Genomic DNA, 14,768 nt, shown 5'->3' with positions numbered 1-14,768 from the left:
CGGATGAGCAACTTGAAACTTGCAGGCCTGGCGCCGGTGGTCTCCCTACTTGCGCTGGTCTCCGTGCAGGCCAATGCGGCCGAGCCGGTGAAGTACTGGGGCGTGCACGCGGGCGCGAACACGCTGGACGAGATGAATGCGCGGATCGACTTCGGTTCCGGCACGCCCTTCGACGGCCACGCGGACCTGAAGCGCGGCCTGCACGGCGGCCTGATGGTCGGCCGCCAGTCGGAGCATGCGCGCTACGAGCTGGAGGTCGAACAGGGACTGTTCAAGGTGGAGCGCCTGAGCCTGGGCGCGGTGAGCGAGCCGAAGGATGCGCGCGGGCGCTACCAGGTGCTGTTCGCCAATGCCTACCGCACCGACCGGCTGAGCGATTCGATCGACAGCTTCTTCGGCGCCGGCATTGGCTGGGGCAGGATCAAGCTGCCGCGCCTGGGGCTGGGCGCCAATTGCGACTGCTTCGGACCGGCCTCGAAGAGCGGCTTCGCCTGGCAAGTGCGCGCGGGGCTGGGGTACAGGGTATCGGAGCAGGCCAGCGTGTCCTTGCAGTACACGCTGCTTAAGCTGCCGACCCCGGAAGCGGGCGGGCCGCCGGAGATCCGCTACGAACGCAAGCGCTTCGGAGCGGTCTCGCTGGGCTACTCGCGGCAGTTCTGACGCACGGCGGACCGTCTTCCTTTTGTCGATATCACCTGGCTTCGTTCCCCTGTAGCGGTACAGCAGAAAAGAACAGGCCATTGTTATCTTCGATAAGGATGCGCTTCCGGCTGACCGGATAGATGGTCCCACATTCCGTTGCGACGGCAGTCAGCTTGTCGGGCAACGGTAGTCTCGCAAAGTCGCTCCGCCAGTCGCCGCGGAAATACGCGCTCTTTGTCTCCTGGCTTCGCTTGTAGGATGGCCGGTCGCAGACGTGCTCGTAGTAGACGAATCTGCCGGCATCGATATACACCGGCATCCCCATCAGCATCTTCGCCTGTTTCTGAGTCAGTACACGTCCCTTTTCCCACGTCACCCCATCGATAGTCCAGGCGCCGAAGATATCGGCATTCACACCGCTGTCCGCTTTGGCTCGCATGGCCGATGCGGTGCCGCCGCCAGCCGCAGCGCCAAGCCGTACCGCCTCGAAGAAAACGCCGTCCATCGCGATGATCAGGCGATTCTTGTCTATCGGGTATATGAGATAGTGATCGCACGTGACATCCACAACAGTGACCCTGTCACCCAAGGGGAAGTCGCTGGAACTCACACGCCACTCTCTATAAAAATACTCAACGGTATCGTCGACACTACGCTTATATTCCGGACGACGGCACTCGCTGCCATTGAACGCAAATTTATCAGGACCGATCGCAGCTGTTTTTCCAATCACGGCACGGATCTGCTGCTCGCTCTTTGAAGTGATCGAACCTTCCGGAGTCAGATCCTTGATGACTCGCCACTTGCCGTAAACGCCTTCATTTGCCTCGTCGGCTTTGGCCCAGCCGAAGCCGACGAGGCAAAGCGGCAGCAGGAAGATCCGGAGTAGCCGCACCCAAAAGATTCTCATGGTGTAAGGTTCCTTTGCTTCTGGGTCGGCGCCGTCAAGAAAGGCGCACTCTCCTCGTTGCGACGGTCTATCAGACCACGTGCAACGATCGAGACTAACTTCCCCTTCTTTCGGACTCTGACTGCTGTACTCTTGAGCATCTCCTGTCCAGCTGCATGCAACTCTCCACGGTTGATCAGCCTATAGACCGGTCGCGCTCCGGTCGGGCCGCGGTTGAAGGTATAGCTCACCAGTGCATCAAACTGAGCCTGCGTAAGCGATACCTGCACATTCCTCTCGACCGCCCGTTCCGCCTCCCTCAGGTTGGCGGAAAAAAGGCTCATCACCAGCTCGTGGGTTACGGGCGTCTTTAACTCTTCATCTGTGCATGGATTCTTATGGACCAGAGAACCGTAGCCGACAGTACAGTTACCCTTGCCCGGCCCCATGTCGTCGTAATAGGCCATGACTTTCTTCTCGCGATTCTGCAATCTCAGTTTTCCGGCGCTACTCATGTTCATGATGCCCTCCTGTGCTCGCGCTGCACGGCGATCAGACTATTTTGTTGGCGGCAAGGTCCCAGCCCCCGGCAGTATTACCGCCGGAACCTCCGCCGATTTTCTGCTGCGTGTATTTCCACCTGATCTTGGAGAACTTCAGTCCAATGCTCTCGGCCAGGATGTCGCCGGGCTGGATCGCCGCTTGCACGTGCCCGATCAGCACATTCTCCAACTCGACTTCGAAATATTTAATCCGCACACCCTGCCCATCGGCGCGCATGAAGTCGAGTCTCGCTTTTGGGATGGTTTTGCCCATCGAGCAGGTCTGCATGAGGATGGGAGATGCCAGGTCAGCGTATTTGACGAGGGTCACTTCATCCATGACGACCCTTTCGGCGGTGTGGCCACCGCCCGTCGAAGCGGTGGCGCTTCTCGGCTGCAAGACACCCCATTCGGCTGAGGTGCATTCGATCCAGTCGTGGTGCTTGTCGTCACTCGACTCACCTTTGATACCGTCGATTTGCAGATACACGTCGATTGCCATCGCTGCCACCCCATCAGAAAGTCCAATGACCGGCAGAGATTGTTATTCGATTGGAAGGGAAGCAGATTGGTGCGCGTCAATGATGAGTGAGCGCCATTGAGGGGTGCCGGGTGCACGGTGCTGGTCACCTGCAGCACCCGGTGAAACGATGATCAGTTCAGCGGCGTCAACGCTTCGGCGCCACGCGCCACACCACGCCGCCGGCGTCGTCGACCACCAGCAGCGCGCCATCGGCCGCCACTTCCACGCCGGCCGGTCGACCCCACACGTCGCGGTCGCTCAGCACCATGCCCGTCATGAAGTCCTGGTACTGCCCGGTGGGTACGCCGTTCTTCATGAACACCCGCACCACCTTGTAGCCGGTGCGCACGCCGCGGTTCCACGAGCCGTGCAGGGCCACGAACACATCCCCTTCATATTCCTTCGGGAAGGCGTTCTTCGCGCCTTTCGGCGCGTGATAGACCGCCATGCCCAGCGGCGCGGAGTGCGCCTGCAGCAGCACGTCCGGCGCGATGGCCTTGCCCTTCAGGTCGGGACGCTGGCCCGCCAGGCGCGGGTCTTCGTGGTCGCCGATGTAGTACCACGGCCAGCCGTAGAAGCCGCCCTGCTTCACGCGCGTGACGTAGTCCGGCGGCAGGTTGTCGCCCAGCGCGTCGCGCTCGTTGACGTTGCACATCAAATCGCCCGTGGACGGATAGACCAGCATGCCGACGCAGTTGCGCAGACCGGTGGCGTAGGTGCGGCGGTTGCGGCCGTCCAGATCGAAAGCCATCACGGTGGCGCGGTCGGTTTCCACGCCCCAGGCGCCGCCGACGCCATGCTTGGCTTCCCATTGCGGCAGCGGTTCCGGCGGCGTGGCGCCGATCTCGGTGGCGATGTTGGTCGCCGAGCCGATCGATAGCAGCAGGGTCTTGCCATCCTTCGAGAAGGCCAAGGTGCGGGTGGTATGGCCGCCGCTCGTGTCGCTCAGGTGCGGCACCACGACTTCGGGCTCGCCGCGCGCCTTCAGGTCGCCGTTGCGGTAAGGGATGCGGACGATCGAGTTGACGTTGGCGACGTACAAGTATTGCGGGTTGGCGCCCGATGGGTAGAGGGCCATGCCGTAGGGGCGCGACAGGCCGCTGGCGAACACCTCGGACGTATCCGCCTTGTCGCCCTTCTTCGACCGCAGCACCTTGATCTCGCCCTTGGCGGTGGCGGCCAGGAAGATGTCGCCGTTCGGAGCGCGCAGCGGCAGGCGCGGCTTGTCGGCGTCGCTGGCGAACACGCCGACCGTGAAGCCGCTCGGAACGACGGGCATGGAGCCGTTCGGACGCGCTTCGACGCGCGGGCCGTTGCCGGCGCTCGCGGTGGCGAATGGCTTGGCCAGGTCGCTGACTTTGATGTGGTGGATCTTGCCGGGCTGGTTCTCGTCCCAGGCGCCGTCGCGTTCGGCCGGCGCGGCGGCTGCCGGTGCGGCTGCGGCGGTCACCGCTCCCTGCAGGCTCGCCAGGTAGTCGATCAGCGCGGCGCGGGCCTGCTTGTCCGGCACGCCGACCGGCATCGTGGTGCCCGGCACCGCCTTGCCCGGATCGAGCAGGAAGACGTCCAGCTCCTCGCGGGTCCAGGTCTTGCCGGCGGCGCCGGCCTTGCTCAATGCGGCCGAGTAGTTATAGCCGGGGACGGCCGCCGCCTTGCGTCCGACGAGGCCGAACAGGCCCGGACCGGCGCGCGAGGACAGGTTGGCGTCGACGCTGTGGCAGCTGGCGCAGTTGTTGTCGAAGACAGTTCGGCCACTGAGGGATTGCGGGGCGGCGTGGACGCTAGTTACCGCTATCATACTGGCGAGCAGCAGGGCGTGCGACGGCGAAGGCTTGGCTTGCAAAGACGTCTCCTGATTTGAATAAATGGCAATCCGTCATGATAGGACAGATCGCGCAGTCCGTCAGCCGTTTGCCAGATAGCCGTCCAGTTCGTCCCTGCTCAGGCTCCGCTCGGCCGTTCCGTGGAAGGCGCAGGCAAAGGCCCCGCTGATGGCGCCGGCCCGCATGCAGGCGTCCACCGGCTGGCCGGCGCGCCAGGCGTGCAGGAAGGCGGACGAAAAAGCGTCGCCCGCGCCGTTGCTGTCCACGACCGGCAGGTCGAGCCGGGCGGCCGCCGTATGGCGCACCTCTTCGCTCCCGCGTTCCAGCACATAGCTGCCGTCCGCGCCGGCCGTGGCCACCACCACCTGCGCCCTCCCCTGCCGGAGAATGGCGCGCATCACCTCGAACACGCCCGCGCCCAGTACGGCGCTGCTGAGGAAGACCAGGTCGGACCGGTAGGCGAAGTCGTGGTAATAGGGATTGCAGCCGTCCCAGTCGTGCAGGTCGGTCGATACCGGCAGGCCGAGCGCCTGGGCATCGTCATAAAGTTCGCGCGCCCAGGGCACGATGCTCAGGTGGACGTGCTCCGCCTCGCGCATGCGCGGCAGGTAGAACGCGCGCGGCATGCGCAGCGTGTCCGGATGGCGGCCGTCGTACAGCGACAGGCGGCGTCCGTCCGGGCCCACCAGGTTGACGCTGCGCCGGGTGCCGCTCTCGTGGACCAGGTAATCGAATTCCAGGCCGCGCTCGCGGTAGCGGGCCAGGATCAGCTCCGCCTGGGGATCCTCGCCGATGAAGTCGATCAGCAGGGGGCGGTGGCCGAGGGCCAGCAAGCCCAGGGCCACGCCGTTGCCGGTATGCGCCACGTAATCCATCACGGGCGGCACGTGGATCGAGTCGGCCATCGCCAGCGGCAGCGACGGCACGCGCACGATGGTGTCGATGCCTACGCCGCCCGCCACCAGCACGTCTACCATTCGATGACCGCCGAGGTCATGGGCGGCAGGGCCAGCGGCGCGTTGAGGTCCACGCTGGCGCCGGTCAGGACGTTGCGCGCCTGGCGCGCCTTGCCGATCACGCCGGCGAAACGCTTCAGGTCGAGCTGGGTTGGTCCCGCGTTTTTGTTCAGCACCACCATCACCGTCTGCTTGCCGTCGTGGCGGAAGTAGACATAGGTCCCGTCGGCGGGCAGGTAATGGGTCAGCTTGCCGTGCTTGACGGCGGAGCTGGTCTTGCGCCAGTTGAACAGAGTGCGCACCAGCTGCTGCATGTCGCGCTGGCTGGGGGACAGGTTCGCGCCGGTGAAGGCATTGGTCGTATCGCCCGCCCAGCCGCCCGGCATGTCGGCGCGCAGCACGCCGTCCTCGCGCTGCTTGGGACTGCCGATCAGGATCTCGGTGCCGTAGAACATTTGCGGGATGCCGCGCGTGGTCGCCATCAGGATCAGATTGGTCTTGGCCAGATCTATGTTGTTGTCGACTTGCGCCAGGATGCGCGGGCGGTCGTGGTTGTCCGGGAAGACCATCAGCTTCATCGGATCGGCGTACAGGTAGTCGGCCGCCAGGATCTCGTAGATCCGGATCAGGCCCTGGCCGCTGGACTCCGGCGCGGTGAGGGCCAGGGGCGCCGTGTCGCTCAGCGGGAAGTCCATCACGGTCGGCAGTTCGGACTTGTAGCCGTCGCGGTTGACCACGCCCTTCTGCCAGTAGGCGACCATGTGCGGCCGCGCATCCATCTCCTCACCGACGATGTTCAGGTTCGGGTATTCGTCGAACACGGCGCGGTTCCACTCGTTGAGGAAGGCCGGGTCGGAGTAGGAATAGGTGTCCTCGCGGATGCCTGCCAGGTTCGCGTACTCGATCCACCACAGTGTGTTCTGGATCAGGTAGCGCGCCACCAGCTTGTTGCGCTGGTTCAGGTCCGGCATGGTCTCGACGAACCAGCCGTCGAAGAAGCGCGCCTTCTCTTCCGGCGCCACGTGGATGTCCTGGGCGACGGTGTGCTGGTTGTTGGTCGGCTTGAAGGTCTTGCCGTGGTTGATCCAGTCCTTGGCCGGCATGTCCTGCATCCACCAGTGACCGGTGCCGATGTGGTTCAGCACCACGTCGTGGATCAGGCCGATGCCGCGTTCATTGGCGGCCTTAACGTAGTTGCGGAAGTCCTCGTTGCTGCCGAAGCGCGGGTCGATCTTGTAGTAATCGGTCAGCGAATAGCCGTGGTAGGAGTAGGTCGGCTGGTTGTTCTCCAACACCGGCGTCGGCCAGATCATGGTGAAGCCGAGGCCGCGGATATAGTCGAGCTGGGCCTGCATGCCGGCCAGGTCGCCGCCGTGGCGCACGTTAGGCTGCTTGCGGTCGACGCCTTCCAGCATGCCCGCCTGGTCGTTGGCCGGGTTCGCGTTGGAGAAGCGGTCCGGCATGATCAGGTAGATCGCATCGGTGGAATCGAAGCCGCGCCGCTGTGCCGAGCCGGGGCGGCGCTGTTCGAGCCGGTAGGGATGGCTGGCCACTGCTTCCTTGCCGCGCATGAGCTGGAGCGTGAATTCGCCGGGTTTGGCCGAGCGCTCGATCTTGAGGTTCACGAACAGGAAGTTCGGGTTGTCGGTGCGCTCGGTGCCGACAATGCGCACGCCGGGGTAGGACAATTTCGGCTGCAGCTCGGCGATGCGTTCGCCGTGCACCATCAGCTGGAGGTCGGTGCGCTTCATGCCTGTCCACCAGTTCAGCGGTTCCACGTGCTGGATCTGGTATGGCGCGCCATGGGCGCACAGGGCGGTCGTCTGGGCTGAAATGGCGACTACGAATTTAAGCACGGCTCCTCCAGTTGATTGTTATAGCGATCCCTTGTAGTAAAGTAACACGAAGGAAAGCAGGTATTCAACCAACTTTAGCCATAAATGTAGTTTTACTTCTTATGAATACGGCGGGAGCTGATCGGTCACCTTGACGATCAGTTTGCCGAAATTGCGCCCTTGCAGGAGGTCGATGAAGGCTTCTGGTGCACGTTCCAGGCCGTCGACGATGTCTTCCCGGTAGCGCAGCTTGCCGTTGGCGATCCACTGCTCCGCCTCGCGCAGGAACTCGGGGCGCAGGTCGGCGAATTCGCGCTGGATGAACCCGCGGATCAAGAGGCTTTTCTTCAGCACGTCGCGCATCAGCAGCGCGAGCCGGTCCGGACCCGGTTCGGCCTGCGGCAAGGCGTTGTACTGGGAGATCAGTCCGCACACGGGCACGCGGGCGAAGTCGTTCAGGAGCGGGATCACCGCATCCCAGATCTTGCCGCCGACGTTTTCAAAGTAGATGTCGATGCCCTGCGGGCAGGCGTCCGCCAGCCTGGCGGCGAAATCGGGCGCGCGGTGGTCGATGACGGCGTCGAAGCCCAGCTCGTCGTGCACGAAGGCGCATTTGTCCGGCCCGCCGGCGATCCCTACGGCGCGGGCGCCGCGGATGCGGGCGATCTGCCCTACCACCGAGCCGACCGCACCGCTGGCGGCGGCCACCACCACGGTCTCGCCGGGCTTGGGGCGGCCGATCTCCCTTAATCCTGCCCAGGCGGTAAAACCCGGCATGCCCAGCACGCCCAGCGCCGTGGTGGGCGGCACCAGGGTCGGGTCGAGCTTGCGCAGGTTCTCGCCGTTCGACAGCGCATAGCGCTGCCAGCCCGCATGCGACAGGACGATATCGCCCGCCACGAATCCGCCGTGGCGCGACGCGGCCACGCGCGCCACCGTGCCGCCCTCCATCACCTCGCCGATGCCGGCCGGCCTGGCGTAGGACTTCGCATCGTCCATGCGGCCGCGCATGTAGGGGTCGAGCGACAGGTAGAGGATTTCCAGCAGCAGCTCGCCGTGGCCTGGAACGGGAATGGGTTCCTCGACGAGCCGGAAATTCTCCGGCCGCGGCAGGCCTTGGGGGCGGGAAGCAAGCACGATCCGCTGGTTCAGCGCTGGGTTCATCGTCGGTCCTCCTGAAGAGCTGGATCGGACATGGTACGCCGGATCGGCGTTTTCTTCAGATGGCTCCCTGGAATGAAAAAACGCCCGGCTGGCGTCGGCCAGGCGGGCGTTCTCGGGTGCGTGTTGGACGCTGATCAGTCCCAGCTCAGGGTACCGCCGGTCTGGTACTCGGTCACGCGGGTCTCGAAGAAATTACGCTCTTTCTTCAGGTCGATCATCTCGCTCATCCACGGGAACGGGTTCTCTTCGTTCGGGAACAGCGGATCCAGGCCGATCTGCACGGCGCGGCGGTTGGCGATGAAGCGCAGGTAGCTCTTGAACATCGGGGCGTTCAGGCCCAGCACGCCGCGCGGCATGGTGTCTTCGGCGTAACGGTATTCCAGTTCGACGGCTTTCAGGAACAGTTCCTTGATCTCGTCGCGGAAGGCCGGGGTCCACAGCTGCGGGTTTTCCATCTTGATCGTGTTGATCAGATCGATGCCGAAGTTCACGTGCATGGACTCGTCGCGCAGGATGTACTGGTACTGCTCGGCGGCGCCAGTCATCTTGTTCTGGCGGCCCAGCGCCAGGATCTGGGTGAAGCCGACGTAGAAGAACAGGCCTTCCATCATGCAGGCGAAGACGATGATCGACTTCAGCAGCTTCTGGTCGTTTTCGACGGTGCCGGTCTTGAAGTCAGGGTCGGTCAGGACGTCGATGAACGGGATCAGGAACTGGTCCTTGTCGTGGATCGATTCGATCTCGTTGTAGGCGTTGAAGATCTCGCGCTCGTCCAGGCCCAGCGATTCGACGATGTACTGGTAGGCGTGGGTGTGGATCGCCTCTTCGAAGGCCTGGCGCAGCAGGTACTGGCGGCATTCCGGCGCGGTGATGTGGCGGTAGGTGCCCAGCACGATGTTGTTCGCGGCCAGCGAGTCGGCGGTCACGAAGAAGCCCAGGTTGCGCTTGACCAGACGGCGCTCGTCTTCGGTCAGGCCGTTCGGGTTCTTCCACAGCTCGATGTCGCGCTGCATGTTCACTTCCTGCGGCATCCAGTGGTTGGCGCAGCCGGCCAGGTACTTGTCCCATGCCCACTTGTACTTGAACGGGACCAGCTGGTTCACGTCGGTCTGGCCGTTGATGATGCGCTTGTCGTCGGCGTTGACGCGTTTCGCCACTTCGGCGGCCGGTGCTGCGCCTTCCGAGGCTGCGGTTTGCGGGGCGCGCGGGGCGCTGGTCGGTTCGTCGTCCCAAGAGAGCATGTCTTTAATCCTTCAGTCGAAACCTCGTCGCGGGGAATCGCGCATGAGGTCACGGGTATATGTTGATAGTCGTCGGTTTCTGGTGAACCCCAAGCGCTGGCGGTGTGCTGCGAACTTGGGTTCCGGCCTACGCCGGAACGACGGTTTTACGGGTAGTGGTACTAACGGGGAAGCCTGCGTTCAAGCAGGCTTCCCCTATTCAGCGAATTACTGGCAGGCTTCGCACTCGTCGAAGCCGGCGTCGCCCGGACGCAGGTAGCAGGCGGCGCCTTCCACCACGTCGGCTGCCGGAGCAGCTGCCACCGGAGCGGCGGCTGCCGGAGCGGCGTGACCGGCCTGGATGCCGCCCGAGACCGGCACGGCGTTCAGGGCGCCGGTGCGGGTGGTCGACTTCTCCATGTGGGTCGCGGCGATGGTGCGCAGGTAGTAGGTGGTCTTCAGGCCACGCAGCCACGCCAGCTTGTAGGTCTCGTCCAGCTTCTTGCCCGATGCGCCGGCCATGTAGATGTTCAGCGACTGGGCCTGGTCGATCCACTTCTGGCGGCGCGAGGCGGCTTCCACCAGCCACTTCGGCTCGACTTCGAACGCGGTGGCGTAGATGTCGCGCAGGTCTTGCGGCACGCGGTCGATCTTGCTCAGCGAACCGTCGAAGTACTTCAGGTCGGCGATCATCACTTCGTCCCACAGGTCGCGTGCCTTCAGGTCGCGCACAAGGTAGGAGTTGATCTCGGTGAATTCGCCCGACAGGTTCGACTTCACGTACAGGTTCTGGAAGGTCGGCTCGATGCAAGCCGACACGCCGATGATGTTCGAGATGGTCGCGGTCGGGGCGATCGCCACGCAGTTCGAGTTACGCATGCCGAACTGCTTGATGCGCTTGCGCACCACGCTCCAGTCCATCGATTCGCTGGTGTCCTGCTCCAGGTAGCCGCCGCGCTCTTCCGCCAGCAGCTTGATCGAGTCCTGCGGCAGGATGCCGCGGTCCCACAGCGAACCTTCGTAGGTGTCGTAGCGGCCGCGCTCTTCCGCCAGCTCGGTCGACGCCAGGTAGGCGTAGTAGCAGACGGCTTCCATCGACTTGTCCGCGAATTCGACGGCCTTGTCCGAAGCGAACGGCACGCGCATCATGTGCAGGCAGTCCTGGTGACCCATGATGCCCATGCCCACCGGACGGTGACGCATGTTCGAGTTGCGCGCCTTGTCGACAGCGTAGTAGTTGATGTCGATGACGTTGTCCAGCATGCGCATCGCGGTGCGGATGGTCTTCTGCAGCTTGACGTGGTCCAGGCCATCGCCCTTCATGTGCTGCGGCAGGTTCACCGAGCCCAGGTTGCAGACGGCGATTTCGTCGGCGTTGGTGTTCAGGGTGATCTCGGTGCACAGGTTCGACGAGTGCACCACGCCCACGTGCTGCTGCGGCGAACGGATGTTGCACGGATCCTTGAAGGTGATCCACGGGTGGCCGGTCTCGAACAGCATCGACAGCATCTTGCGCCACAGGTCCAGCGCTTCGATCTTCTTGAACACGGACATTTCGCCGCGCTCGGCCTTGGCTTCGTACGCAACGTAGGCTTGTTCGAAGGCCTTGCCGGTCAGGTCGTGCAGGTCCGGGGTTTCCGACGGCGAGAACAGGGTCCAGCTGCCCTTTTCCATCACGCGCTTCATGAACAGGTCCGGAATCCAGTTCGCGGTGTTCATGTCGTGGGTGCGGCGGCGGTCGTCGCCGGTGTTCTTGCGCAGGTCCAGGAATTCTTCGATGTCCAGGTGCCAGGTTTCCAGGTAGGCGCAGACCGCGCCCTTGCGCTTGCCGCCCTGGTTGACCGCGACAGCGGTGTCGTTGACGACCTTCAGGAACGGGACCACGCCCTGCGAACGGCCGTTGGTGCCCTTGATGCGCGAACCCAGCGCGCGGACCGGAGTCCAGTCGTTGCCCAGGCCGCCGGCGAACTTCGACAGCAGCGCGTTTTCCTTGATCGCGTCGTAGATGCCTTCGAGGTCGTCGCCGACGGTGGTCAGGTAGCAGGACGACAGCTGCGAGCGGCGGGTGCCCGAGTTGAACAGGGTCGGGGTCGAGCTCATGAAGTCGAACGACGACAGCAGGTTGTAGAACTCGATGGCGCGGGCTTCGCGGTCGGCTTCGCGCAGGGCCAGGCCCATCGCGACGCGCATGTAGAAGGCCTGCGGCATTTCGATGCGCACGTCGCGCACGTGCAGGAAGTAGCGGTCGTACAGGGTCTGCAGGCCGATGTAGCCGAACTGCAGGTCACGGTCGGCGACCAGGGCCTTGGCCAGGCGCTCCAGGTCGTACTTGCCCAGCTCTTCGTCCAGCAGCTCGTTCTCGATGCCCTTGGCGATGTACTTCGGGAAGTAGGTGATGTACTCGGCGGCGGCGGCGGCTTGCGCGACTTCCTTGCCGAAGACTTCCTTGCGGATGGTGTGCAGCAGGATACGGGCGGTCACCTGGCTGTAGGCCGGGTCCTTTTCCATCAGCGCGCGGGCGGCCAGGATGGCGGACTTGTGCAGCTCTTCGACCGGCACGCCGTCGTACAGGTTCTTCATGGTCTCGGCCAGAATCGCGTCGGCGTCGACGTGCTTTTCCAAGCCGGCGCAGGCGGCGTTGATCAGGCTCGAGACGGCGTTCAGGTCCAGCGGACGGCGCTCGCCGCCGTCGACCACGTGGATCTGCGGAGCCACGACGGCGGCACCGCCGGCGGCTTCCTTGGCGGCGCGGCGCTCTTCCATGCGCTTGGCGCGGTACAGCACGTATTCGCGGGCGACATCGTGTTCGCCCGAACGCATCAGCGACAGCTCGACCTGGTCCTGCACGTCTTCGATGTGGAAGGTGCCGCCATTCGGCTGGCGGCGCACCAGCGCGGCCACGACGTTGTTGGTCAGCTGTTCCACCAGCTCGCGGATGCGGGCCGAGACGGCGCCCTGCCCGCCGGCGACGGCGAGGAAGGCCTTGGTCATCGCGACCGAGATCTTGTTCGGCTCGAACGCGACCACGGCGCCATTGCGGCGGATGACACGGTAATCACCGCGCGCGACGACGTCGGCCGGCGTGGCGCCGTTCGACGTCGTTCCTGGGGTGACGTGCGGGTTGATCGAGATGTCTTGTGCTGTTTGCATTGAGCCTCCAGGATGGCAGCCGTTGCCGCCGATTTGTTATCGCTTCAGACCGTCGTGCGGTCCGTTGACAAAATTAAAAGCAAAACGATACCCCGCCAGCCGGTGGCCTAAGCTGGCAAACCAGATATGCAGGGTAAAGGTTACGTCAATGATTCGTGCCGGAAGCTGAGCTTGCCGACTGCCGGAGGACCTAGTTGCTTGTTGTCTACTACCACTAGATCTAGTGTCCGGCCTTGAGATGAGACTAATTGTAGTACCTCGTTTGCGATACAGGCAAGTAAATAAATTCTCAATTTTTGAGAGGAATCGTGGTGCGGAGTCTTGACTTTTGCAGTCATCCGAAAGATGCGGAGCGCGCGGTGAGCGAGCACTAACATCAGTGTTTTCGGCTGCCTAAGCGGTAATCAGAATAGGTCGTTGTTGCACTGCAGAAGTGCATTTTGCACCAGATTAATTTCAAGATAATGAAGGGGTCAGCGGACCCCAGCCACTAGATATAGGGGTGCGGCCCGGTGAGGCCTCCGTATGTACAGCGGTCATGCTTGCTGCATTCAATCTTCCGGCGCGCTGATCTCCAGTTTTTGCATCGAATAGCGCAGCTGGCGCACGCTGATGCCCAGCAGGCTGGCCGCCTGGGTGCGGTTGAACTGGGTCTGCTGCAGGGCGCGCTGGATGACCTCGCGCTCGACCTGCTCCAGGTAGGCCGGCAGGTTGCTCGGCAGCTCCGCCGGTCCCAGGCTCACCGGTCCTGGCGCCGGAACTGTGGCCGCGGCCGGCACAGCCGGCGCCGGCTCGGGCGTCACCGGCAAAGCAGGGATCACGGGCGGCGCCACCGGCTCGCGCACACCCGGCTCGCCGGGCCGCGCCGCCTTCAGCGACAAGTCGCCGACTTCGATCACGCCGTCATTGGCAAAGGCCAGCGCCCGCTCCAGCACGTTCTCCAGCTCGCGCACGTTCCCCGGGAAGGAATAGGCGCGCAGCGCCTCAAGCACGCCCGGTCCGAGCGCAGCCTTGCCCGGTCCCGCCAGCCTGGCCAGGATCGCGTCGGCCAGCAACGGCAGGTCGTCCAGGCGCTCACGCAGCGGCGGCAGCGCCAGCTCGATCACGTTCAGGCGATAGAACAAGTCTTGCCTGAATTTGCCGGTCTCGACGCAGCGCGCCAGGTCCTGGTGGGTGGCGCTGATGATGCGCACGTCGACCGGCTCTTCGACGGTGGCGCCGATCTTGCGCACGCGCCGCTCCTGGATCGCGCGCAGCAGCTTGACCTGCATCGCCAGCGGCAGGTCGGCCACCTCGTCCAGCATCAGGGTGCCGCCGTCGGCCGCCTGGAAGAAGCCTTCGCGCTCGTCCGCTGCGCCGGTGAAGGCGCCCTTGCGGTAGCCGAAGAACTCGGCCTCCATCAGGGTCTCGGGGATCGCGCCGCAGTTCACCGCCACGAAGGGCTTGGCGGCGCGCGAGCTTTGCGCATGGATCTCGCGCGCGGCCAGCTCCTTGCCGGCGCCCGATTCGCCGGTGATCGACACCGGCGCGTTCGAGCGCGCCAGGCGCGCGATCTGGGCGCGCAGCGCTTGCATGGCCGCCGAATTGCCGATCAGGCGGGAGGCGCCGGCGTTCGCTTCCGGCTGCCCCGCTCCGCCTTCGGTCAGTTTCAGGGCCGAGCGCACCATCACGCGCAGGGCGTCCAGCGCCACCGGCTTGGCGATGTAGTCGAAGGCGCCGGCCTTGAGCGCCACCACCGCGTTCTCCGCGCTGCCGAAGGCGGTGATCACGGCCACCGGCGTGCCCTTGCCCGAGGCGCTGATCTCGCGCACCAGTTCGATCCCGAGCCCGTCGGGCAGGCGCATGTCGGTCAGCACCAGAGAATAGTCATGTTCCTCGAACAGGCTGCGCGCCTGGCGCAAGGTGGCGGCGCTGTCGACGTCCAGGCCCATCTTGAGCAAGGTGATCTCGAGCAGTTCGCGCAGGTCGGCTTCGTCGTCGACGACCAGGATACGTGGTGCGGTCATGGCTCTCCCTGTTGGTCC

Annotated in this window: 11 protein-coding genes; 1 reads left to right on the top strand and 10 read right to left on the bottom strand. The window is 64.2% G+C overall.

Annotated elements, in window-relative coordinates:
* The first annotated feature begins 3 nt into the window (after positions 1-3).
* Positions 4-660 (top strand): outer membrane beta-barrel protein, encoded by a 657-nt coding sequence (locus J8847_RS07975; RefSeq protein WP_211524150.1) that lies wholly within the window; start codon positions 4-6, stop codon positions 658-660.
* Positions 661-691: 31 nt separating this feature from the next.
* Here J8847_RS07975 and J8847_RS07970 read toward each other — a convergent pair whose 3' ends face one another.
* The 10 genes from J8847_RS07970 to J8847_RS07925 form a co-directional block, all read right to left on the bottom strand.
* Positions 692-1,552: a hypothetical protein gene (locus J8847_RS07970; RefSeq protein WP_211524149.1), complete on the bottom strand. Its 861-nt coding sequence runs from the start codon at positions 1,550-1,552 to the stop codon at positions 692-694.
* The gene (locus tag J8847_RS07965; protein ID WP_211524148.1) at positions 1,549-2,052 is read right to left on the bottom strand and encodes a lysozyme; all 504 of its coding nucleotides are present in this window, start codon (positions 2,050-2,052) and stop codon (positions 1,549-1,551) included. The genes J8847_RS07970 and J8847_RS07965 overlap by 4 nt, the downstream gene beginning before the upstream one ends.
* A 31-nt stretch (positions 2,053-2,083) precedes the next feature.
* Complete coding sequence (locus J8847_RS07960; protein ID WP_211524147.1) at positions 2,084-2,575, bottom strand: type VI secretion system tube protein Hcp; 492 nt, start codon at positions 2,573-2,575, stop codon at positions 2,084-2,086.
* Between the two features lie 166 nt (positions 2,576-2,741).
* Complete coding sequence (locus J8847_RS07955; protein WP_229512619.1) at positions 2,742-4,439, bottom strand: PQQ-dependent sugar dehydrogenase; 1,698 nt, start codon at positions 4,437-4,439, stop codon at positions 2,742-2,744.
* A gap of 60 nt (positions 4,440-4,499) precedes the next feature.
* Positions 4,500-5,396 (bottom strand): carbohydrate kinase family protein, encoded by an 897-nt coding sequence (locus tag J8847_RS07950; protein ID WP_211524146.1) that lies wholly within the window; start codon positions 5,394-5,396, stop codon positions 4,500-4,502.
* Positions 5,390-7,231, bottom strand: a complete 1,842-nt coding sequence (locus J8847_RS07945) for a glycoside hydrolase family 13 protein (protein ID WP_373999858.1) — start codon at positions 7,229-7,231, stop codon at positions 5,390-5,392. The genes J8847_RS07950 and J8847_RS07945 overlap by 7 nt, the downstream gene beginning before the upstream one ends.
* Before the next feature lie 99 nt (positions 7,232-7,330).
* Positions 7,331-8,374 carry an NADP-dependent oxidoreductase gene (locus J8847_RS07940; RefSeq protein ID WP_211524145.1) on the bottom strand — a complete coding sequence of 348 codons (1,044 nt, stop codon included), beginning with the start codon at positions 8,372-8,374 and terminating at the stop codon, positions 7,331-7,333.
* 134 nt (positions 8,375-8,508) lie between these two features.
* Entirely contained in the window at positions 8,509-9,615 is a 1,107-nt protein-coding gene (locus J8847_RS07935) for a ribonucleotide-diphosphate reductase subunit beta (protein WP_211524144.1), read from the bottom strand.
* A gap of 207 nt (positions 9,616-9,822) precedes the next feature.
* Positions 9,823-12,744, bottom strand: coding sequence for a ribonucleoside-diphosphate reductase subunit alpha (locus tag J8847_RS07930; RefSeq protein WP_211524143.1), 2,922 nt, complete (start codon positions 12,742-12,744; stop codon positions 9,823-9,825).
* A gap of 551 nt (positions 12,745-13,295) precedes the next feature.
* Entirely contained in the window at positions 13,296-14,750 is a 1,455-nt protein-coding gene (locus J8847_RS07925) for a sigma-54 dependent transcriptional regulator (RefSeq protein WP_211524142.1), read from the bottom strand.
* Between the last annotated feature and the right edge of the window lie 18 nt (positions 14,751-14,768).

It is taken from the genome of Massilia sp. AB1 (genome assembly GCF_018119385.1).
Lineage (GTDB): Bacteria > Pseudomonadota > Gammaproteobacteria > Burkholderiales > Burkholderiaceae_D > Telluria.
This window is presented reverse-complemented; position numbering and strand designations above follow the sequence as displayed.

Excerpts from the sequence above, each read along its gene's own strand:
- J8847_RS07975 (WP_211524150.1), top strand. The coding sequence starts at position 4 with ATGAGCAACTTGAAACTTGCAGGCCTGGCGCCGGTGGTCTCCCTACTT.
- J8847_RS07970 (WP_211524149.1), bottom strand. The coding sequence starts at position 1,552 with ATGAGAATCTTTTGGGTGCGGCTACTCCGGATCTTCCTGCTGCCGCTT.
- J8847_RS07965 (WP_211524148.1), bottom strand. The coding sequence starts at position 2,052 with ATGAACATGAGTAGCGCCGGAAAACTGAGATTGCAGAATCGCGAGAAG.
- J8847_RS07960 (WP_211524147.1), bottom strand. The coding sequence starts at position 2,575 with ATGGCAATCGACGTGTATCTGCAAATCGACGGTATCAAAGGTGAGTCG.
- J8847_RS07950 (WP_211524146.1), bottom strand. The coding sequence starts at position 5,396 with ATGGTAGACGTGCTGGTGGCGGGCGGCGTAGGCATCGACACCATCGTG.
- J8847_RS07940 (WP_211524145.1), bottom strand. The coding sequence starts at position 8,374 with ATGAACCCAGCGCTGAACCAGCGGATCGTGCTTGCTTCCCGCCCCCAA.
- J8847_RS07935 (WP_211524144.1), bottom strand. The coding sequence starts at position 9,615 with ATGCTCTCTTGGGACGACGAACCGACCAGCGCCCCGCGCGCCCCGCAA.
- J8847_RS07930 (WP_211524143.1), bottom strand. The coding sequence starts at position 12,744 with ATGCAAACAGCACAAGACATCTCGATCAACCCGCACGTCACCCCAGGA.
- J8847_RS07925 (WP_211524142.1), bottom strand. The coding sequence starts at position 14,750 with ATGACCGCACCACGTATCCTGGTCGTCGACGACGAAGCCGACCTGCGC.